Below are 22,889 nucleotides of genomic sequence, written 5' to 3'. Positions count from 1 at the left end.
GGATTGTGATTGTGCAACAGTTAGCAGTTCTTCAAACGAGGATGGCGCATGCGGAGCGACCGCATGCGCCATCGGTTTTTTGCAACTGGGTTAGAAGAGGAATTGCAATGACATCTGGACCTGGCGGGGGCTGCCGATGGTGTGGCTGACCACGCCGAGGCCGAACGGGCAATTGTAGAAGCTGCCTGAGACGGAGCCGACACCAGCGGCGCTGCAGGTGCCGGGGCTGACCGGAGTGCCCTGCTGCGGGACAGCGTTATAGTTTTCGTTTTGCGAGACTTCGTTGCCGGGGACGTCGAAGCTGGAGGTGTTGGTGAGGTTGTAGACGTCAAAGGTGTACTTCAACGAATAACGATCGCTGAACTTTGTCATCTTGACGAGGGAGGCGTCGGCGCGCTTCTGGAAGGCCTGGCGGAAGATGTTGCGCTGACCGGTGGTGAAGCCCGTCTCGTAGGGGTCGGTGGAGGGAATGGCGCCGTTGAAGCTACCGCCCGGACCAGGGGTGAGGAGAGGGATGGTGAAGCAGTTGGCATTGAGAGCGTAATCGCCAAAGGCGCCGGATTTGCCGGTTACGGCAGACTTCGCTGTGCATGCGCCGTAGTTCAGCGGCACGATGGGGTTGGTGATGCCGTTCGAGGTGGAGTAATAGACGCTGCCGATAGCGCCGGTGTAGTCAATGACCGAGTAAGGCTGGCCGGACTGCAGAACGGTGAGGCCAACGAGCGACCAGCCGTTCGCGAAATCGCTGGCGATGTTTTTCTCGTGGATGAGGTCGGGCATGCGGAAGACGTAGTTGAAGTTGATGACGTGGGTGCGATCGAAGTCGGCCGATGCGTAGCCGTCGCGCAGGTCGAGGGGATTGTTGCCGTTGTAGAACAAGCCGAGGCCGGACTGCTCGTCGAGGGCGTGGGAGTAGGTGTATGAGGCTGCGAACTGGATGTTCTTGCTCATGCGCTTTTCAAGGTGCGCGGTGAGGGCGTTGTAGGCATCAACACCTGCTGCCTTGTAGGAGATGGACTCGGCGGCGTAACCGACGTAGGGTACGCGATGGTCGACGTTGCCGCCTTCGTAGTCGTAGCGGTAGGTTGTCCCGTCAGGCAGGGCGATAGGAGCGCAGCTGAAGGTGGCTGCGCAGCCGACCGGTCCCTGGACCTGATAGCCATAGGAGTAGTTCTCGCCGTGGATGGGGGCAGATGGGTTGGCGATGCCCGGCTGATTGAAGGGAACCGGGATGACCTGATGACGGCCCAGGTTGCCGACGTAACCGAGCTCGAAGACGAGGTCATTGCGGGGTTGCCACTGGACATCGAGCGTGTAGTTGTAGGTATAGGGCAGCTTGTTGGCGCGGTCATAGACGCCGAGCGATATGGGCTGACCACCGTTACCGATCTGAGCGAGGTTGGGAAGATATTTGCTGAGGTCCGACGCTTTGGGATTGCTGGACACAGGATTGTTGAGGACGAGACCGTAGGGGTTTGCGAGGTCTCCATCGGCATCATCCGGAGCATTGACCGGGGGGTTGGAGCCGCCTGCGCCGCCGCAGGTGGGGATGTAGTAGCTGTAGAGGCTACCGACGGTGCAGGTGGAAGCCGTGACGAAGGGGAGCTGCTGGTTTACGCCGAACGGGCCGCCGGTGACGGTGCCGATGGCGTAACCGGGCGAGAAGTAGGTGAAGAGCTCGCCGCGGTCGTAGTACATACCGAAACCGGAGCGAACGACGACCTTGTTATGGAACATTTCAGGCTGCCAGGCGGCGCCAATGCGCGGCGCGATGCCCCACTGGCGGCCGGTGAGCGTGGTTTTGCTGACACCAGGGGTGCCGTTGACGTTGTTGCCGGCGATGATGAAGCCGGGGTTCACGATGGTATCCGAGCCGGCGTTGTAGTTGTAGAGGCTGGGATCGAAGTTGAAGAGGCGACCGTACTTCTCGCTGAGACCGCCGTCCCAGTCGTAGCGCAGGCCCGCAGTGAGCGAGAGGGTGGGTATGACTTGGAACTTGTCCTGCACGTAGCTGCCGATCTGATTGGCGCGGTAGTAGCGGCTGGCGTCGCCCTGGAGGAACGAGCTGACGTAGAAGCCGGTGGAGGAGCTGCCCGGAGTGACGTAGCCCTGAGCGAAGGCGCTGAGATCATCGGTGGCAACGGAGCCTGTATTGGTGCGCTTGTCGATGGTGTTGAGCTGCGTATAGCTATAGCTCGTGCCGAAGCTGATGGTGTGTTTCCCGATGGTCCAGATACCGTTGCCGGCGGGCTGGAGGCGGTTCTGGAAGACGCCGACGTTGGATGCCTGACCTTCGGCGTTGGGGCCGATGTTGAGCACTCCTGTGCTGACGCCTGCGTTATAAGCGGCGTCACCGAGGACGTTGTAGATGGAGACGCCGGGGAAGTAATTGGAGCCGAACTCGTTGATGGAGGCGGTGCCGATGGAGCCGCCGGGGATGGCGCCTGGGCCGAAGGGTTGCTCGTTGTCGGCGTAGATTTTTTCGCGGAGGAAGCCGAGCGACTCAGTGGTGGAGAGGTTCGACTTGACCAGATAAGTATTGATGATGGAAAAGACCTGCGCGCCGGAGTCGAGGTGCTCCGTAAAGCCGGGGACGCTGGAGTATGCGTAGGGCGCAAGGGTGGGATCGTGTTGGTAGAAGTACTTGAGCGAGAGGGTGTCTTTGCTGGTGGCGTTGTAGTCGATGTTGGCGACGGCGGTGTCAGCCTTGAAGCGGCCGGTGCCGGGAAGGAAGGCATTGAAGGGGTGCGTGGCCGACAGCAGGCTCGACCCTGTGTCATTGGGGATGAGCCACTTGCCGGGCTCGCCGGGCAGAGCAGGGGAGTTGAAGAGGGCAAGCGCGGTGTTGTCGATGGCGCCGCCGCCGGGCGTCCCGATGGCGGTATCGTACTGCGCATTGACGATGCCCGCGAAGCCTCCGGCGTCGCGGGTGGAGTCGCTGAGGCCTACGGGGACGTCGAGGAAGGAGTAGCCGATGGCGGAGTCCGAAACCTGGAGATGCTGATAGGCGAAGAAGGCGAAGAGCTTGTTCTTGATGATGGGACCGCCGACGGTTCCGCCGAGGACATAACGATGCAACTCGGGATTCTTGAGATTCTCAGGGATGTCGCCATCGTTCTTGAAGAAGAAGGGGGCTGCGTTGATCCAGTTGGTCCCGCGATGACCGTAGACGGTGCCGTGGTAGTCGTTGGTGCCGGAGGCAGTGGAGAGATCGATGTGCGCGCCAGATGTAGAACCCTGCGAGGCGTCGTACATGGACGCGTTGACCTTGACTTCAGCAATAGTTTCCGGGGCGGGCGTGGGAATAGCGTTGCCGATGGAGAGATAGACAGATGCGGCCGAGACGATGATGCCGCCCGCGCTGCCGCCGGAGGAGCCGGTGCTGTTGATGACGCGTGCCGAGGTTACGGCGCTGGTGGATTTGCCGTTGAAGAGGTTGGAGCTGTCGACGCCGTTGAGGGAGAAGCTGTTGGAGGTGTCTCGCTGTCCGTTGGCCCAGATGGGCTGGTTGCCGAGTCCGTCGTTGGCGCCGGTGCCGGAGGGGAGCTCAGCATTGACGCCGGGCGAGAGGATGGCGACGCCGGTGAAGCTGCCGGTGGGCAGAGGGATGGACTGGATCTGGTCCTTGTCGAGGACGTACCCGTTAGTGGTGTCGACGGCGTTGAGAAGGGGATTGAAGTCGACGGTGACGGAGTCCGAGGCGCCACCGACGGCAAGCTGCGCGGGCAGGGTGTCGGTACGGTCGGCCTGGACGACGATGCCTGGGAACTTGGTGGCGGAGAAGCCCTGCATTGTGACCGTGACGGTGTACTTGCCGATGGGGAGGTCATTGAGTTGATAGCTGCCCTGCGCGTTGCTGGTGGCCGAGCGGGAGAGCTTGGTGTCGTCCGAGATGGCGGTGATGGTGGCACCGGGGATGGCGCTGCCCTGAGGGTCAGTCACCGTGCCGGTGATGCCGCCGAGGGTCTGCTGGGCGAATGCGGTGGCAGAGAGGCCAGCCAAGGCGAGCGCGGCGAGGACAACAGGTACGAAGAGCTGGTATGCGAAGCGTCTGGACTTGAGAAATTGCACTCGAGTTCCCTCCTGAAAAAGATTGCTTTTCCGGCTGCCGAAGGAGAGTACGGTGCTCTCCGGGTTAGCCGGGAAGTATGAGTCATGAAACATGCACGTGCCGGTGGAACGTGGCGTTGAGTGAGGCGAGTATGAGCGATATTGCTGACGTTGAACGGGTACTGAGCCGCGCTGTGCCCAGAAGAACTCTGGGCGAGGTTGGGCTGACTGGAGACGAACCGCTGGGGTGAGCGTCCGCTGAACCGATCAGCGGGAACAGCTGAAGGTGGTCAATGGGAGTTTCAAGAAAAAGCGGTGAAGATCCGTTCCGGAGAGGCCCAAGGGCTTGACGTCGTGGTCGTTTGACCTAAGAATATCGCAACTTGTGGGTAGCTAAAAATATCTTTCTATCCCCCAGGAGGTGCGGAGGGAGTTGGTCCAGGTCTGGCGGCCGGTGTCTGATTGCCGAGCATAGGGGGTCTGCAGACAGAAAATTAAGGGCGAGCCCGATACAGACGGAAGCTGGAGCCGAATGCGCGAATCGGCAGTGATTTGACGCACTCCCCGGAGTGTTTATCCGCAGTCCTGCAGGTTGACTTTAGAGGACAGGTTGGCTATGCAGGCGTGGGGTGTGGGTAGAAATTTGCTTGACTTTGCGTTCAGAGAGTTTCTATTTACCACTGTGCCGAACGGGCAGAACAACTTTCAAAATCAATCAAGGATGACGGCAGGGATTATATTTCACCTCAATAACCCAAAGGGCTTGTTCGAGGCAGGAGTTCAATCTGCGGCAGGCCGAGGTGCGCAGGCTTATCAGGGAACGCGTTACCATAAAGTCTTGCGATGCGTGAGCGCGCCAGCGGCTCTGCGATGACCTGATTTGCAGTCGACGGCTGCGCTCGGTCTTCCCGGAGCAACAGCCTAGCCTCGCGCTCGAGGAGAAGGCATGTCCGAGCGTCCCGATTTTCAGCCCTCGACCCTGGCGATTCATACCAATCGAGCCTACGAGTATCAATCAAATTCGATTCTGTTTCCGATCCACCAGACAGCTACATATATTCACGAATCAGTGGGGGTGACGAAGGGGTACGGCTATTCGCGTGGAGCGAACCCTACCGTAAATGCGCTGGAGCAGGCGATCTCCGCGCTGGAGGGCACGCCGACCGCACTGTGTTTCCGTTCAGGGATGGGGGCGATCAGCACGCTGTGCCTGGGGTTGTTGAAGGCCGGCGACCATGTGCTGCTGTCCGAGGTGATTTATGGCGGTACGGTGCGCCTGTTTCAACAGGTGCTGGGGAACTTTGGTATCGAGTATAGCTTCGTGGACACTTCAAATCCCCAGGCTGTGAAAGACGGCCTGCGGACGAATACGCGGCTGATCTTTGTGGAGACACCGGCGAACCCAACGTTGAAGTTGAGCGATGTGAAGGCGCTGGCCGAGATCGCGCATGCGCGGGAAAACACGTTGCTGGCGGTTGACAATACGTTTCTGACACCGCTGTTGCAGGATGTGCTGGGACTGGGCGCGGACATCTCGATGCTGTCGACGACGAAGTATATTGATGGGCACAATGCGACGATAGGCGGATCGTTGGCGACGCATAGCCAGGAGATTACGGAGCGGCTGAGGCTGGTGCGCAAGACGCTGGGAACGATCGCGTCGCCAATGGACTCGTGGCTGACGCTGCAGGGTGTGAAGACGCTGCCGGCCCGGCTCGCATTGCACTGCCAACATGCCCAGCAGGTGGCCGAATGGCTAGAAGTGTATCCGCGCGTGGAGCGAGTGTACTATCCCGGGCTTGATTCGTTTCCGCAGAAGGCGCTGGCGACGCGGCAGCAGAAGGGGTACGGCGGAATGCTGGCATTTGAATTAAAGGCGACGACCGAAGAGTCGCTGCGGTTCATCAATGCGCTGAAGCTGTGCACGTGTGCGGAGAGCCTGGGTAGTGTGGAGACGCTGATTACAAATCCGGCGACGGCGTCCCACTGCGATATTCCTCTGGAGATCCGTGAGCGACTGGGGGTGACGGACAGGCTGATTCGACTGTCAGTTGGGCTGGAGGCGCCGAAAGACCTGATCGCTGATTTTGAGCAGGCGTTTGCTGTGGTGTTTGGAGGGGTGCGTTGAAGTTTGCGACGAAGCTGGTTCATTTCGATGCGGCGCCCAAGGACCCCTACCATCCGAAGGTGACGCCGATCTATCAGACGGCGACGTTTGAGCAGGAGAGCGCAGATAGCCTGGGTGAATACGACTACTCGCGCAGCGGGAACCCGACGCGGACGGTGCTGGAAGAGCAGATGGCGGCTTTGGAGGGCGGCGCGCATGGGTTCTGCTTCGCGAGTGGCATGGCGGCGATCACGTGCGTGACGCGGCTGCTGAGTACAGGAGATGAGATTGTCTCCGACTATGACCTGTATGGTGGTACGGCACGGCTGTTCGCGAAGGTGTTGCCGCGTGCGGGGGTGACGATACGGTATGTCGATGCTTCGGATGTGAGCGCGGTTGCGGGGGCGATTACGGCGAAGACGAAGATGATCTATATCGAGTCACCAACGAATCCGTTTTTGCGAGTGGTGGATATTGCCGCGATTGGGGCTGTTGCGAAGCAGTGTGGCGTGTTGTTTGCGATTGACAACAGCGTGATGTCGCCCTACCTGCAGAATCCGCTGGAACTGGGTGCGAATATGGTGATCCACTCGGCGACAAAGTTTTTGTGTGGGCATAGTGATGTGACGGGTGGCGTTGTGGTTTTGAAGGATGATGCGCTGGCACAACGGGTGCACTTTCTGCAGAACGCGGAAGGAACGGCGCTGGCGCCGTTCGATAGCTATCTCCTGTTGCGTGGGCTGAAGACGCTGAAGCTGAGGATGGACGCGCAGCAACGCAGTGCGCAGACGATTGCCGAGTTTCTTGCGAGCCATGCCAGGGTGCGTGAGGTCTACTACCCGGGTTTGGCTTCGCACAGGGACCACGCGGTGCATATGCGGCAGGCGCGTGGCGGGGGCTCAGTGTTGAGCTTTACGGCTGGCTCTGCGGAGGTCGCGAAGGCGATTGCGGAACGTTTAGAGTTGTTCAGCATTTCGCTGAGCTTTGGCAGTGTGCAGTCGTCGATCAGCGTTCCGGTGAAGATGTCGCATGCGAGTGTGACGGAGGAGATGACGAGCGTGAGGAAGCCGCCTGCGGACATGCTGCGCCTCTCGATCGGGATTGAGGATGTGGATGATCTGATTGCGGATTTGAGAGCGTGTCTCGATTCGGTGTAGGTGAGTGTCCGAATGCGCCGATTGATTGGCGGATGGTGCGTCTAACCAAGAGAAAACAAGGTTGAGGAGAGTTGCCGAATGAGCAAGCGTCTGTTGTCAGTAGCGGGAGTCTGCGGGTTGTTGCTGGTAAGTACGACGGCATTGGTGGCGAGGGCTTCTGCGCCGCAAGAAGAAGGCGTGACGCGGGCTACGCTATCGAACGGGTTGCGTGTGGTGATCATTCACAATGCGCTGGCGCCGGTGGTGACTGTTGAGGCGAACCTGATCGTTGGCGGCGATGAGACACCCGCAGGGTTTCCAGGCATGGCGCATGCGCAGGAACACATGGCGTTTCGCGGCTGCCAGGGGATGACCGCTGACCAGACAGCGGCGATCTACGCGCAACTGGGTGGCCAGAACAACGCGGATACGCAGCAGAACATTACGCAGTACTATGCGACGGTGCCGGCGGCCGATGTGGATGTGGCACTGGAGGCGGAGGCGACTTGTCTGCATGGTGTGGACAACTCGCAGGCGGAGTGGGAGAAGGAGCGCGGGGCGATTGAGCAGGAGGTGCAGCGCGACCTTTCGAACCCGACGTATAAGTTCATCAACCGTCTGAATGAGGCGATGTTCGCGGGCACACCGTATGCGCATGATCCGCTGGGGACGCGTGCCTCGTTCGAGGCGACGACGGGTGCGATGCTGAAGGAGTTTTACGACAAGTGGTATACGCCGGCGAACACGATCCTTGTGGTGGTGGGCGATGTGGAGCCAGAGGCTACGCTGGCGACGATTAAGAGATTGTATGGAGATATCCCGAGCCGTCCGTTGCCTGCACGCGAGAAGATTGAGCTGCGGCCTGTGAAGCCGGACACGTTTACGCTCGATAGCAATCTGCCGTATGTGCTTGGGTTTGTCGCGTATCGGCTGCCAGGGACAGACTCGCCGGATTATGCGGCCAGCCAGATTCTGGCGGATGTGTTGAGCAGTCAGCGTGGTGATCTGTATGCAATGGTGCCGGCAGGCAAGGCGCTTGCAGCAGAGTTTGGAATGGCAGAGAGCTATCCGAAGGCAAGTGTGGGCTTTGGGCTGGTGGCGCTACCAGCGGGCGCGCCTGCGGACGGTGCGATTGAGGAGATGCGGGGCATCCTGACGAAGTATGCACAGGATGGGTTGCCGCCGGAGTTGATTGAGGCTGCGAAGCGCAGTGAACTGGCGCAGGCCGAGTTTGAGCGGAACTCGATTCCGGGGCTGGCGAGCGCGTGGTCGACGGCGTTGGCTGCTGAGGGACGGACTTCGCCGGAGCAGGATATTGATGCGATCCGGAAGGTGACTGTTACCGATGTGAACCGCGTGGCAAAGGCGTATCTGCTGAACGCCGGTACGATTACGGCGACGCTGAAGCCGGTGCCGACCGGGCAGCCGGTGGCTGCGAAGGGCTTTGGTGGTGCGGAGCAGGTGACTGCGGCGCCGACTAAGCCAGTTGAGTTGCCGGTGTGGGCCAAGGCGAAGCTGGATGAGTTGAAGGTGCCGTCGAGTGTGCCCGCGGCGACGGACACCACGCTCGCGAATGGTATCCGGCTGATTGTGCGCACGGACAAGACCAGCCCGACGATCACGTTGATGGGCGCGGTGAAGCATGAGGGCGATCTGCAGACTCCGGCGGGACGAGAGGGTGTGGGAGAGCTGCTGGATGGGCTGTACTCCTATGGCACGACGAGCCTGGACCGGTTGGCGTTTCAGAAGGCGCTGGATGATATTGCTGCGAGCGAGAGTGCGGGATACCGGTTCTCGGTGAGTGTGTTGAAGGAGAACTTCTCACGCGGTGTGCAGTTGCTGGCGGACAATGAGCTGCATCCTGCGCTGCCGGAGAAGGCGTTTGAGATTACGAAGGCGCAGACCGTGCAATTTACCGCTGGCAATATGAAGAGCCCAGGGTATCGGACGTCGAGGGCGCTGGAACTGGGGCTGCTGCCGACGGGCGATCCTTCGCTGCGCGAGGCGACACCGGAGACGTTGAGCAAGGTAACGCTCGATGACGTGAAGCAGTATTACGCGGCGACCATGCGGCCGGACCTGACGACAATTGTGGTGATCGGCGATGTGACGCCCGAGGAGGCGAAGAGTGTCGTCGAGAAGTGGTTCGGAGACTGGAAGGCCGAGGGGCCGAAGCCGAATACTACGCTGCCGGCGGTGCCGTTGAACAAGGCTTCAGCCGCGAACGTTGCCGATGCAGAGCAGGTGCAGGATTCTGTGGTGCTGGCTGAACAGTTGAAGATCAACCGGTTCGATCCGGACTACTATCCGCTGCAGCTGGGTACGCATGTGCTGGGTGGCGGGTTCTATGCGACGCGGCTGTATCACGATCTGCGGCAGGTTGCGGGGTATGTGTATACGGTCGATGTCGGGTTGTCGGCTTCGAAGACGCGGGCGACGTACTCGGTGGACTATGGGTGCGATCCGGACAAGGTGTCGAAGGCGCGGGCGCTGGTGGAGCGCGATCTGAACCAGATGCGGACGGAGGATGTCTCCGAGGCTGAGCTGCACCAGGCGAAGGCGCTGTTGCTGCGGCAGATTCCGCTGAGCGAGTCGAGCGAGGAGGCCGTTGCGGGCGGAATGCTGGCGCGGGCGGAGATTGGGTTGCCGCTCGATGAACCGCTGCGGGCTGCTAAAAAATACGTTGGGCTGACGGCGGACGAGGTGAAGGCGGCTTTCGCCCGGCAGATCAGCACGGAGAACCTGGTGCAGGTGGTGCGAGGGCCGGCGCCGCAGTAGATGGCTGCCTCCCCTCCCCCTAAATGGGGCTAAGATCCGCTTGAATTTGGACTTAGCGCTGTATAGACGAAAGTTTGGTTACTTAGGCCGGACGGATGTCAAAGAGCTGGGGATAGAGGAGCAAACGGAGAGCCAGGGCGAAAGTCCGCGCTACTTCTTCTGCTCTCTATTGTAGTAGGCGTGTCAATGGGTACGCTCGCGCCTTCGGCGCTTGCTGCGGCAAAAGCGTTCACGCAGAGGGCGCAGTGTAGAAGCGCGCAGAGGACGCAGAGTAAAACAGGCAACGACAAAGGATAGAGGGTGGGATTCAGGCGATTTGGAGAGCCCTGGGCTAGGCGCCGTGGGGGAGGACGTGGGGGTCTTTGCGCTGGCTGACGTCGGCGCCGTCGGTGGATTTGAGCCCGCTGAAGACGATTGTGGACAAGACGGTGAGCGCGCCCAATGCGAGGAACGCTTTGTGGATACCGTGGACGACAGCGGCTCCGGCGGCGTTGCCCTGCGGCAGGAAGAACGCCGTGGTGAGACCGGCGGCGGCGACGCCGAAGGAGATGGACATCTGCTGCATGGTGCTGGCGATGGAGCTGGCAGAGCTGGCCTGCGCTTCGGTGGTGTCGGCGTAGACGAGCGTGTTCATGCTGGTGTATTGCAGCGAGGTGAAGGCACCGTAGACGAAGGCCAGCGCGAGGATAGCCCAGAGCGGCGTGTGGGTGCCGATGGTTGCGAAGAGGATGAGCAAAACACCGATGACCAAGGTGTTTGAGATGAGTACGGCGCGGTAGCCGAGGCGGCCGAGGATTGTGGTGAGTGCGGGCTTGATGGCCATCGCACCGAGGGCCTGCGGCATGATGAGCAGGCCGGATTGCACGGGGGTGTAGCCGAGGCCGAGCTGATAGAGCAGCGGCAGAAGGAAGGGCACGCCGCCGATGCCGAGACGGGTGAAGAAGCCTCCGCTGACGGCGGCGCGGAAGGTGCGGATGCGCAGGAGCGTGAGCTGGAGGAGTGGATGGAGCTCGCGGCGCGCGTGCAGCCAGTAGCCGGCGAGCAGGGTGAGCGAGAGGATGAGGAGCAGCGTGATTTCAGTTGTGCCGAGGGCGTGTTCGCCGAAGATCTCAAGGACGTAGGAGAGCAAGGCTATGCCGGAGCCGAAGAGGATAAGGCCGATGATGTCGAGCGGATCGGTGTGCTCTTCGCGGTAGTCGGGCAGATGGAGGTGGACCATCAGGAGACCGAGCAGGCCGATGGGGATGTTGAGGAAGAAGATGACGCGCCAGTGGAAGTAGGCGACGATGAGGCCGCCGGCGACGGGGCCGAGCATGGGCGCGACGAGAGCGGGGATGGAGACGAAGCTCATGGCGCGGAGGAGCTCGGATTTGGCGAAGGTGCGGACCAGGGTGAGGCGTCCGACGGGGACCATCATGGCGCCACCGCAGCCTTGTAGAAGACGGCAGGCGACGAGCAGATGGATGTTGGGCGAGAGGCCGCAGAGCAGGGAACCGAGTGTGAAAAGGCCGATGGCCGAGGTGAAGACTTTGCGGGTGCCGAAGTGGTCGGCCATCCAGCCGCTGATGGGGATGAAGACGGCGAGCGCGAGCGTGTAGCTGGCGAGCACGGACTTCATGCTGAGAGCGCCGACGTGCAGGGCCGCGGAGATGGAGGGGACGGCGGTGTTGAGGATGGTGGTGTCGAGCGACTCCATGAAGAAGGCGACGGCGACCAGCCAGGGGAGCAACGCCTTGCTGCTGTCGGAGGCGGGGTGCTCGGTGATGGTGTTGGCGGTAGTGGGGGGCATCAGGCTGCTTGGCTCCAATTTCTATGATGCCCGATGATCAGGCATAGCGCTGCTGCAATGCTGCGAACGATTGTGGCGGAAGCGTGATTGCTCCATCGGTGATATCGACCTTTGGGTCTGAGAGCAGCAAGGGCTTTACTGCGGTGATGTCGAGAGTGACAGGGGAGTCGCTGAAGTTGAAGAGCATCTGGATTTCTTCGCGATCGATGATGAGCCACTTTGCATGTTCGTCGTAACGAGTGTGCACGGCTGCCAGGCTGCCGCTTTGGAGTGATGGCTGGGTTTGGCGGACTTGAATCAGCTGCCTGTACCAATGGAGCATCTGTGCGTGCTCGGGTTGCTGAAGCTCACTCCAGTTCAGTTTGGAGTTTTGATACGTCTCCGGGGCTTCAGGGTCGGGAACGGTGCTCCAGTCGCGGTCGTGGGCGTGCTCGCGCTTGCGGCCTTCGGTGACAGCCTTACGCAACTGTGGGTCTTCGTGGTCGGCGAAGTAGAGAAAGGGGGAGCTGGCTGCGAACTCTTCGCCCTGGAAGAGCATGGGGATGAAGGGCGAGGTGAGAACAGCCGCTGCGGCGAGCTTTGCTTTTTGCACGCCAGCAACGGTATGGATGCGGTCGCCATGGGCGCGGTTGCCGACTTGATCGTGGTTCTGGATGTAGCCGAGAAAGTGGTCTCCGCCAAGGTCGCCGACGGGGCGGCCGTGATTTTGCTGACGGAAATGCGAGTACTGGCCGTCGTAGACGAAGGCCGAGGTGAGGGATTTGGCGACCTGTGCGAGTGAGCCGAAGTCGGCGTAGTAGGACTGGCGCTCGCCGGTGAGCAGGGCGAAGAGCGCGTGGTGGAAGTCGTCGCTCCATTGCGCGTCGATACCGTATCCGTGTTGCGAGCGCGGTGTGACGATGCGCGGATCGTTGAGGTCGCTCTCTGCGATGAGTGTGTAGCTGCGATGCTGTTGAGTGGCGAGGGCGTCGACTTCGTCGGCGAGTTGTTCGAGAAAGTGCGTGGCGGAGCGGTCGACGTAGCTGTGCACGGCGTCGAGACGGAGGCCGTCGAAGTGGTAGTCGCGCAGCCACATGAGGGCGTTGTCGCAGAAGAAGCGGCGGACTTCGGTGCTGCCTGCACCCTCAAAGTTGATGGCACCACCCCAGGGAGTGTGATGGCTGTCCGTGATGTAGTTGCCGAAGAGGCCGGTGTAGTTGCCGTCGGGACCGAAGTGATTGTAGACAACGTCGAGCAGGACGGCGAGGCCTTCCGCGTGACAGCTGTCGACGAAGTGCTTGAGGTCGTCTGGTGTGCCGTATGGCGCGTGCGGAGCGAAGAGTGCGACACCGTCGTAGCCCCATCCCCAGCGGCCAGAGAAGGCGTTGAGCGGCATGAGCTCGACGTGCGTGATGCCGAGTTCACGCAGATAGGGAAGACGTGCGATGGCAGCGTTGTATGTGCCTTCGGCGGTGAAGGTGCCGATGTGCAGCTCGTAGATGATGGCGGTGGGCCAGGATGGCGGCTGCCAATTTTTGTCAGACCATGCGTACGCGTTGTGGTCGAGGATGCGGGAGAGGCCATGTACTCCGTGAGGCTGCCAGAGCGAGCGAGGGTCAGGATATGGCGCAGGGTCTTTGTCGATGCGGAAGCCGTAGTCGTCGCCAGGTTGAGCTGCGTCGATACTGGCCGACCACCAACCACGATCGTCGCGCGGTGACATTGGATGAATGCGCGGGCCGAGTTGCACTGCGACGGAGTTTGCGCGCGGCGCCCATACTTCGAATGTGTGCATGCTGCTAGGTTTCCTTTACGAGAAGGGCCACCGGGAAGGTTGAGAAGATCTCTGCCACGGACGCTGGGCCGCCGCGATAGCTCTGCGCGGAGAGCACATTGCGCCACTTGCCTTTGGGAAGCTCGATGGTGGTTGTCTCCCAGTCCTGAGGAGACTGAATGCCGTCGGTGAGACGCGGTACGCAGGAAAGCACCTTTGAACCGCGCAGGAATCCGATGATGTGATCGCTCTTTGTGCCGGTGGCGAGGAGCCGCTTGTAGTGCCCGCGCGGACCAAAGCAGGCAGGGTAGTCGCGGCGCACGCGAAGGGCCTGGCGAATCGTCCAGAGTTTAGGCAGGCCCTCCTCCATGCGTTTAAGGATCTGCGCAGGGGATAGGGAGTCGAGTTCGCTGAGCAGTTTGTTGCGCAGAGCGAAGTCGACAGGTGTCCGATTGTCGGGATCGACGAGACGATGGTCCCATAGCTCGGAACCCTGATAGAGATCGGGGACGCCGGGGACGGTGTACTTGAGCAGCGTCTGCGTGAGGGAGTTGATGCGGCCGGCATGTTGTAGCCGATCGACGAAAGACCGCAGGCTGCGCAGAAAATGTGGACTGTCGAAGGTGTTGTCGATAAAGCGATTGAGAGCGTCCTCGAAGGCTTTGTTGGGCTGAGTCCAGGAGGTCTGCTCCTTGGCCTCGCGGGTGGCCTTCTGCATGTAGGCCTTGGCGCGGTCGGCGGTGATGGGCCACGCGCCGATGAGTGTCTGATAGTAGAGATACTCTGTGTTGGCGTCGGGCATGCCGGCGGAGTGTGCGCCTTCGTTCATCGAGAACCAGGATAGGACGGTTTCGCGGAAGATGGCAGGGAGTTCACTGAGCACGGCGAGGCGTGCGCGAACGTCTTCGCTGCGCTTGGTATCGTGCGTGGAGAGCGAGACCATGGTGCCGTAACGGCGGCGCTGCGATTGCAGGTTGCGCTTGTGAAACTCGTCGACTGTGTAAAGGGGCTTTTCGGGGTTGCTGCCGACCTCATTCAAACCGGTGAGGCGGTTGTAGCAGTAAAGGACTGTGTCCTCAAAGCCCTTGGCCATGACTGCGCTGGTGAACTGCTGGAAGTGAAGCAGGAAGGTCGATTCGAGGCTGCCCTGGCGGCGCAGGAGCAGCACGTCTGCAATGAAATCGAAGAGGCGGCGGTCGAGGTCCGGCCTTTGACGCACTGCGCTGCTGATGGTGGTGGCGATGACGGCAGCATCGAAGGTGCGGACAGGGTGGTCCGGCACGACGTAGGTGCGATAGACGGGAAGTGCCGCGGATATCTCCTGGATCGCGTGGCGGATCTCAGAGCGCGTGTAGTCGCGATGATCGCGGTCGGATTCGCATATTTCGAGGAAGATGGCCGTGAGACGATTGACATCGCTGCCAAGCGATTCCTGCGTGACGTTGATCTTTTTATCGTGGACCATCGCAGCGTAGCTGGTGGCGCGACCGATGATTTCGTTGTAGAGAGTGTCGAGTTTAGCGAGGCCCTGTGGGGAGAGGAGAAGGCCGTTGACCATGTTGGCGAACTCGTAGCCCGTGGTGCCGGCGATGGGCCATTCTTCAGGGAGCGTCTCGTTGCGGGCAAGGATTTTCTCCGCGACGATCCATGCTTCGGGAGCCTCCTGACGCAGGCGTTCGAAGTACTGCTGCGGGTTCTGGAGGCCATCGCAGTGATCGACACGGACACCGTCGAGCGCACCACTGCGCAGCCAACGCAGGACGAGGTCGTGTGTGGAGAGGAAGACGCGGCCATCTTCCACGCGAACGCCGATGAGCGAGTTGACGTCGAAGAAGCGCCGGTAGCTGAGGTCCTGATCGGCGGTGCGCCAGAGGGCAAGCCTGTAGTTCTGCTTTTGCAGGAGTGTGTCGAGAGTGTCGATGTTCGCATTGATTTCAGCGATGCTGCTTTGGATGGCGGCAGCCGCTGCAGGGTCTTCGCGCAGGCATTGATCGAGGTCGGAGTAAAGGACGCGCTGGTCGCGATAGAGCTTCTGGACGGCCTCGTAGTTGTCCGCTTCGCGGTCTGCGAGGCGATCAAAGGCATCCGCGAGGAAGCCGAGCTTTTCCGAGCGTGCGATCTTTGCTGCTGGAACGAGGATGGTAGAGATCGAACCGACGGAGATGGGAAGATGTTCTTCGCCGCACAGGACCTCAAAGTGCGGTGCGCGATAGGCCAACTGAATGAGGCCGGATTTGAGCACGAGGCCGTATTGGTCGCCGAGGATGGGCAGCAGAACCTTGTTGCGCATGCGCAGTTCGCCAGACTCCCAGTCAATATCAAAGTAGTCGGCGTAGCGGCTGCGGCGTCCGTTCTCGAGAACGTCGTGCCAGTAGGGATTGTTGCGCGCCAGTGCCATGTGGTTGGGCACGATGTCGAGGATCTGGCCCAGCTCCAACTCACTGAGCCGTGTTGCGAACCTTTCGAGACCTTCGGCACCGCCTAGCTCAAGGTTGACTTTGTCGAAGTCGGCGACATCATATCCGTGTGTGCTGCCGGGGGCCGCCTGGAGATAGGGCGAAGAGTAGACGTGCGAGATCCCAAGAGACGAGAGGTACTCAAGTACACCGACCGCGTCGTCAAATGAGAACGACGCGCGGAACTGCAGACGATATGTGGAAGATGGGAGCCTTGTCATTGCTTCCTTGCAAGGTGCGAACCAAGGTCGTTCAGGTACGCGTCAACCGGCGGCCAAAGATGCTGCCGTTTCATCGTTCTGGGTGGCCACAAATGGAAGGCATTGCCAACGAGCGGGCATACGTGTCCTAAGAGGGCGAATGTGCTTCAGATAATTTTGATTAGCGTTTCGATGAGCGCATCTTTGTTTTGATGCCCGACCACTGGAATGAGGTTGTCATACTTCTGCTGTTTCCTGTAACAAGTGAATAGACAGTTTGGGCTTCCCAAGCATCCCAGATAGCAAATTGCCAACGTTGTACATCTGATGTGTTGATTGCGTTCGAGACGATTGTAATGAACGCGCTCGCGTTTGCGCGAGTCTGCAGAGATCGAACGGCAAAACGTGCAGGCAGGAGGCTCATGCGATGAAGGGCAAATTGAGGTCCATAGGAAGCGCATCGACGAGACAGAAGAGCGCAGTGGCAGCACTGAACGCGCGGACAAGGTCAGGCGCTGCGGAGAATGTTGCGCCCCCTCTCGCTCTTACGCATCCAGGCAAAGTGCTCGATATAGAGAGCGGTTTGACCAAGCAGGCGCTGGCCGATTACTACACGGCGGTTGCAGAGCGCATGTTGCCGCACATTGCGTATCGGCCCGTGAGTCTGGTGCGATGCCCCGATGGCACGAAGAAGAGCTGCTTTTTCCAGAAGCACGCTACCGATTCTCTCCCCGCGAGCTTTGAACGAGTTGATATTCGCGATAAGAAGACCGGCGAGCTGCAGCCCTACATCACGCTTTCCACGAAGGAGGCGTTAGCAGCGCTCGCGCAGATAGGGGTGTTGGAGATCCATCCGTGGGGATCGTGTAACACGTCGCTGGAGACCCCGGACCGGATTGTGTTCGATCTCGATCCAGATACGACGATTGCATGGAGACAGCTTGCGGACACAGCGCTCGAGATCCGGAAGCGCTTGTTGAATGCGGGACTGCGTAGTTTTCTGAAGACGACAGGAGGGAAGGGACTGCACGTTGTTGCTCCGATATTGCCGGAGCACGATTGGCAAGTGGTGAAGTCGTTCGCTCACAACGTCGTTGTCGAGATGGAGAAGGATGCTCCGTCGCTGTATCTGACGACGATGTCCAAGGCGGCGCGCAAGGACAAGATCTTTCTGGATTATCTGCGGAATGAGCGAGGGGCGACGGCGGTTGCGCCGTACTCTCCGCGTGCGCGCCCGGGTGTGACGGTGTCGCTGCCTTTGAGCTGGAAGGAGCTGGAGTCAGACGTGGCTCCGCGGTTCACCGTCGCCGGGTTCGCCGGCTGGAAGGCGAGGCTCAGGCGCGATCCATGGAAGGAGATGCTCACGCTGCGCCAGCGGCTGAGTTGATTGCTTGCGAGGAGGGGAGGATTTGAACCTACGATCTTTGGGTTCTCCCTGCCTATAAGAGACGGACATTTGGGTGGTGTGGGGAGCTTTCGGTGCCTTCCTTCCAACAACACACTAAATGGTGTCAGGGTTTACCGACCTCTGTGAGCTTTTGACGCCCCGTCCTGCTCATTTTGAGCCGTTGTCCGTCCTCGAGCACAACAGCATTCTCTGTCTGCCCTTCTCGGTAGACATCTCTGATCCGGTCGAGATTAACGATCGAGGACCGATGGATGCGAACGAACTGGCGGGGATTGAGTTTGCCACTGAGGTCGGCGATGGATTCGCGTAGCATGTATCGACGGCCGTTTACGTGGAGGCAGCAGTAATAATCCGCCGCTTCAATCCAGTCGATCTGGTCCGCGGAAAGAAGAATTTCCTTTTCACCATCTTTCACGAGGAAGCGCGGCACGGACCGTGATTCTTGCGTTGATGCCTTCAGCCCGTTCAGCACAGCCGTAAGCTGCTCTTGCGTCAGCAAAGCGGCTCTGGCCGCAATCTTCTCCCGAACGCGCATCAGCGCTGTCGCCAGCCTCTCAGCATTGACTGGCTTGGTCAAATAATCTACTGCGTGAATATCGAATGCTCGCACTGCATGTTCGTGATAGGCGGTCACAAAGATGGTAGACGGAAGATGCCGCAGCCCGACCTGTTCCACAACCTCAAAGCCTCCCAGCTCGGGCATCTGTACATCGAGGAACAGCAGGTCAGCGGGCTTCGATTGTAGCCAGGAAACCGCTTCCTCACCGTTCTGACATTCTGCAACAATCTCAATATCTCTGTGCTCTGTAAGCAGCAGTTTGAGCAGATCGAGCGCCAGCGGCTCATCATCCACGATGACTGTTTGCAGTCTCATGCCAGTGCCCGCTCGTAAGGAATTTGGATTGTCACTTCATAGCCACCTTCGGCGGGAGATACCGCATGAAACTCGTGCGAGCCTGGATAGAAGAAAGCCAGGCGTTCGCGTGTGTTCTGCATGCCGATGCCGTGCCCCTTCGTCCTGGAATCGGCAAGACCGCGACCATTGTCTTTCACCTGCATCCAGAGTGTGTCTCCCACTCGTTTGACGTGCGTCTCGATCAAACCGCCAGTGGCTTTGGATGCGATTCCATGCTGAACGGCATTCTCGACAATCGGCTGAAGAAGAAAACAGGGGATAAGCCCGTCCATCACTTCCGGGCCTACTTCCATCTTCACTTCCAGACGATGGGCGAAGCGGACTTTTTGGATGGCAAGGTAGCTTTCGATGACTCGCAATTCCTCGGCGAAAGGCACCTTTTCGGGCGCTCTGCGTTGCAGTGTGGTGCGCAAAATCGTATTCAGATGGGTCAGCGTTTTCATGGCTTCCGGATTTCTTTCGTGGGCCACCAAGCTCGTGATTGCATTCAGGGTGTTGAAAAGAAAATGCGGCTCCAGCTGCATTTGGAGGGCCTTGAGCTGCGCCTGAGTAAGTTGACGTTCTACCTCCAGCTTTTGAACCAAGGCTTGTTGTGTCTGCATGCGGGAATAGAGGAACGCACATATGCCGCTGATAAATCCGTAGAGGACAAGTTCCACTCCGAAGCGTTCCAGGTTCTCCACGGAGAACGTGGCCATTCGACGGCCCCATGCAGGCCAATACCATGAGGCGAACCCAATGGTGTGCTGAAGCAGAGCTAAATGCGCGGTCGCAAGGATACACGAGGCTCCAAGATGAGCCATGACTGTCAGTCCTGAAGGCTTGAACGCCACTTCCCATCGGTCTGCGAGGGTCCACAGAACCAACGTCACAACGACCCACCATATCCAGTACACGCCGCCATAGAGGAGAGAGGGAGCGAAGGGCGCGTGCAAATGGTGAAACTCCAGATTGCGATTGCAATCTCTTGCGATCACAACCGCCAGAATCCCGGCAATCAGTGAGACTGCGGCGAGTCCAACACCTGGCCGTATGGGAAGGATTCTTGCGTTGGCCATTCCTTCGCTCATCGCATTTCCTTTCTGACTCTGATGGGATTCTAGTCTTACGTTGCGCTCTGTGTGCTCAGAACTCAAACCGCACCCCCAGTTCGACGCGCCGCGCTGTCTGAGCAGTAACAGGCTGACCTATCGCAGACGAAGACAACACTGCATTTACAGCAGTAACATTCGTATGATTTAGCAGGTTGGCGCTGCGCGCGTTGAACGTCAGCCTTTGGGGATGCTCCTTGTTCTTCGGATTCAGCGTGAAAACCCGGCTCAGGTTCATATCGAGGTGAACCAAACCTGGCATAGTTCCAAGATTGGCTGGAACGTTCCCGTTGACCGTGTTCGTTGTCAACAGGCCAAATCGGGTGCTGTAGATACCGGGCCCGGGAGCCGACGCATAGGAGGGGCGATCCGTGTAATTTCCATCGCCGTTGTTATCCGTGCCCGTAGTGATGTTATAAGGAACCCCGCTGGAGACATCAAATTGGGTTGTCGCTACGACCCTGTAAGGAAGGTTGAGATTTCCGAAGAGAGTAAATCCGTTTTTGCTGTCCCAATTAATTCGCGCGGACTCACCTTTGTTCGAATAACTCGACTGTGGAGTCAAACTGCTTAGCACATCGGACTTGAGGTTCATGTGCGTATATCTTGCAGATAGGCCGAACCGCTTGTAACTGTGCTGATCGAGGCTGAACGAAGTCACACTCCCTGACCCATGGCCGGAGTTTTGATACTCAATCAAGTTTTCATCAGGGGCAATCGGACGCGGTGCAAGCAGAGCCGCTGTGGGATCCGGAGCGGTACCGACACTGCTGGCGACCAGCGGAGCGTTGATGTTCACGGTGCGGACGATGCTCCAGTACGAGGCCCAGTAAAAGTTGCCTCTCGCATGCCAGTGATGGACGAAGTCATGCTCAGCATTCACAAAGACTCTGAATGTCATGTCTTGAACAGGCCTTGGCGGAAACAGGTTGATCGTGGCTACCTGAACGGACCCAGGAACCGGAATAAGGGGAGCGCTAAACTCTGATGAATACACGGTGGTCTGCCGCTGCAAGATCCCATTCAGCCGATGAACATCTGTCGCGTAGCTTTGGTCATAAGCGCTATTGAAGAATCCTGCGCGGGCATGAAACACCCATGTTTCCTTTTTGCCGGGTGACCACGCAAGACCCACTCTGGGATTGTAGTTGCCAAAGATTCCAGGCGTAGTCTGTAGCTGATAGCGAAATCCAGTAGCGAGAGACAAGTGCCGGGCGAGCTTAAAGGTGTCATCCGCCCAGAGGCCGACTAGCCATATCGTCAACGGAACCAGCGGTGTCCCAGTGGTCACTTGGTAGGTGGTCGGCGAGCCTCCAGGGAGGTTGAGTTGGGCTCGCCGGTATTGCTCAAGGGCACTGATGGTCGTTGTCTGGCCGGTTAGGTTATTGTTCGCATCGAGCACTGGAGCGCTTCCGCCGCCAAAAATGTAGGCACCATTGAATGTGTTTGGGTCGTAGTCATGCAGAAAGATGCCGAGTGACTGTACGCCGAATGCGACCGTGTGTTTCCCGTGCGCTATGGTCATATCGTCGTCCACTTCGAGATCACGTTCCCGGTTATTCAGGTTCTGGCTGGTTGCGCCTCCGCCGAGGAAGTATCCGGCAACCTGCACGGACGGTGTATCCGATAGCGGAGCTTGCTCCGTTCGTTTCCAGCTATATCCGATGTGGGTTTCGTGCAGGATATTCGGGCTGATCGTCTGCATGTTATGAAGCCGCAAGTCGTATTCGCTGACCAGGCTCGAATACCCGGCATCGGCGAGCGTGAGGCCACCGACGCCTTGATTGCCTTCGTTGTTCACATTCGCGGAGAACGAGAGACTGGCTACATTACTCGGAGTCACCTGCCAGTCCCCGCGCGCCGACGCAATCCAAAGCCGCTCTGGAGCCGAAACCGTTTGCTGAGACGGAACGCCGTTTCCGTTCGGCCCCAGACCGCCGTTTGCGTCGAGCGTGACTGCATTCACTACATTGAATTCGTCGATGTCGCGTTTTTCGAGTGCCAGTGCAAAGCCACTTTTCTTCGAGATGATAGGACCACTCAGTTCAAAGCCGTATCGTCGCCTGCCCGCAGGGGTTGCGGTAACGGAAAACGGGTCGGTGGCATTGAAGATGCCATCGCTGTCCGTGAAGAAGGCTGCGCCGTGGAATGTGGCGGCTCCCGGCTTTGTCGTAATTTCGATGACCCCACCGGAAAAAGGAGGCCGCCGATATCTGGCCGAGAAGAGATCAGGATTGATGCGAATCGATGCGATCGAACTCTTCGGCGGGAGGGCGCTCGGGTTCTGGAAGCCGTCCACCATAATCATCGCCGTAGTTGGATCGCCGCCGCCTTCTGCAGCCAGCACCTGAAGCTCGCGCAGGAAATCATCTGGGTCATCGGCGAGCCCCTGGACAGCCTTCGTGTTCAGGGTCGTTGTGTCACCGTCGCTGGCGATGCCTGAATCTCCGTTCACCTGAACATCCGACTGGACCGCTGAGACGGTCAGTTGGATGTTGACCTGTGCCTTTCCTGCTGATTGAGGCGATACCCGGACCGAGGCATCGGCAAATCCATTGGCGTGCGCGCTGATGACTGCTCTTGCAGCAACGCAGGCGAGCACATAGTGCCCGGCTGCATCGGTCGTCACGGTTATTCCCGCAACCTGCACAGTGGCTCCCGGAATCACCGCCCCGGTAGGATCGGCGATTGTTCCTTCCACACGTATTCCTGTGGTGCAGGTCTGTTGAGCTGAAGCCAGCCACGGGACCCAGGTTCCGGCCAATACCAGCCATTTTATCCAGTCCCTGCACATGGATCGCTGCACCTCCTGGTTCAAAGATCCCAGACAAGGCAGTTTCGTTCCAATGTTTTGCAGCCAAACTTCGCTTCAATCAGAGAACCGACAAATTCTTGCGATGAATCCTGTTGCCGGATTTGGCATTGCTGCTCGATTTACGGAACATCGCCGATGAGCGCTTCGAGGCTAACAGTGCTGAAAACGTGCATTGGCTTGTTATTGTCAGGTTGACCGCCCTGTCCAGCTTGTTACCCAAGATTCTCTCTCGCTTGTCAAAGCTTTTCTTTTCTCTTTAGGGGCATGCGGCGGGGATATTTCTCTTTTCCAAAGGGAAGCGCAGCAAGATCATGAGAGGGGACGAGTTACTGATCTTAGTTAGGAACTTCACTGGAGAAAAGGCGACTTCAGGTTGCCAATCACAGGTCC

At 59.1% G+C, this 22,889-nt stretch carries 11 protein-coding genes; 4 read left to right on the top strand and 7 right to left on the bottom strand.

Features of this window, described 5'->3' with window-relative positions:
* Positions 1-90: 90 nt before the first annotated feature.
* The gene (locus GOB94_RS03600; protein ID WP_255484203.1) at positions 91-4,071 is read right to left on the bottom strand and encodes a TonB-dependent receptor; all 3,981 of its coding nucleotides are present in this window, start codon (positions 4,069-4,071) and stop codon (positions 91-93) included.
* Positions 4,072-4,996: 925 nt separating this feature from the next.
* On the opposite strand from GOB94_RS03600, the gene GOB94_RS03595 reads away from it, so the two are divergent.
* From GOB94_RS03595 to GOB94_RS03585, 3 genes are all read left to right on the top strand, one after another.
* Positions 4,997-6,178 carry an aminotransferase class I/II-fold pyridoxal phosphate-dependent enzyme gene (locus GOB94_RS03595; protein WP_182277542.1) on the top strand — a complete coding sequence of 394 codons (1,182 nt, stop codon included), beginning with the start codon at positions 4,997-4,999 and terminating at the stop codon, positions 6,176-6,178.
* Positions 6,175-7,314, top strand: a complete 1,140-nt coding sequence (locus GOB94_RS03590) for a PLP-dependent aspartate aminotransferase family protein (protein ID WP_182277541.1) — start codon at positions 6,175-6,177, stop codon at positions 7,312-7,314. The genes GOB94_RS03595 and GOB94_RS03590 overlap by 4 nt, the downstream gene beginning before the upstream one ends.
* 78 nt (positions 7,315-7,392) lie before the next feature.
* A complete protein-coding gene (locus GOB94_RS03585; protein ID WP_182277540.1) occupies positions 7,393-10,071 on the top strand; it encodes a pitrilysin family protein in 2,679 nt (892 codons plus the stop codon).
* A gap of 331 nt (positions 10,072-10,402) precedes the next feature.
* On the opposite strand, the gene GOB94_RS03580 is transcribed toward GOB94_RS03585, so the two are convergent.
* The 3 genes from GOB94_RS03580 to treY are packed head-to-tail and all read right to left on the bottom strand — an operon-like array spanning position 10,403 to position 16,290.
* Positions 10,403-11,860: a DHA2 family efflux MFS transporter permease subunit gene (locus tag GOB94_RS03580; protein WP_182277539.1), complete on the bottom strand. Its 1,458-nt coding sequence runs from the start codon at positions 11,858-11,860 to the stop codon at positions 10,403-10,405.
* Positions 11,861-11,897: 37 nt separating this feature from the next.
* Complete coding sequence (treZ, locus tag GOB94_RS03575; RefSeq protein WP_182277538.1) at positions 11,898-13,634, bottom strand: malto-oligosyltrehalose trehalohydrolase; 1,737 nt, start codon at positions 13,632-13,634, stop codon at positions 11,898-11,900.
* A 4-nt stretch (positions 13,635-13,638) separates the two neighbouring features.
* Positions 13,639-16,290, bottom strand: a complete 2,652-nt coding sequence (treY, locus tag GOB94_RS03570) for a malto-oligosyltrehalose synthase (RefSeq protein ID WP_182277537.1) — start codon at positions 16,288-16,290, stop codon at positions 13,639-13,641.
* A gap of 460 nt (positions 16,291-16,750) precedes the next feature.
* Between treY and ligD the strand changes: the two genes are divergently transcribed.
* The gene (ligD, locus tag GOB94_RS03565) at positions 16,751-17,656 is read left to right on the top strand and encodes a non-homologous end-joining DNA ligase (protein ID WP_255484201.1); all 906 of its coding nucleotides are present in this window, start codon (positions 16,751-16,753) and stop codon (positions 17,654-17,656) included.
* Positions 17,657-17,780: 124 nt separating this feature from the next.
* Here ligD and GOB94_RS03560 read toward each other — a convergent pair whose 3' ends face one another.
* The 3 genes from GOB94_RS03560 to GOB94_RS03550 are packed head-to-tail and all read right to left on the bottom strand — an operon-like array spanning position 17,781 to position 22,385.
* A complete protein-coding gene (locus tag GOB94_RS03560; protein ID WP_182277535.1) occupies positions 17,781-18,551 on the bottom strand; it encodes a LytTR family DNA-binding domain-containing protein in 771 nt (256 codons plus the stop codon).
* Complete coding sequence (locus tag GOB94_RS03555) at positions 18,548-19,663, bottom strand: histidine kinase (protein ID WP_182277534.1); 1,116 nt, start codon at positions 19,661-19,663, stop codon at positions 18,548-18,550. Before GOB94_RS03555 ends, GOB94_RS03560 begins: the two co-directional genes overlap by 4 nt.
* A 55-nt stretch (positions 19,664-19,718) precedes the next feature.
* Positions 19,719-22,385, bottom strand: a complete 2,667-nt coding sequence (locus GOB94_RS03550; protein ID WP_255484200.1) for a carboxypeptidase regulatory-like domain-containing protein — start codon at positions 22,383-22,385, stop codon at positions 19,719-19,721.
* Between the last annotated feature and the right edge of the window lie 504 nt (positions 22,386-22,889).

Origin of the sequence: Granulicella sp. 5B5 (genome assembly GCF_014083945.1) — a bacterium.
Taxonomy (GTDB): Bacteria; Acidobacteriota; Terriglobia; order Terriglobales; family Acidobacteriaceae; genus Granulicella.
The sequence above is the reverse complement of the archived record's forward strand: the minus strand, read 5'-3'. Positions and strand labels throughout refer to the sequence as shown.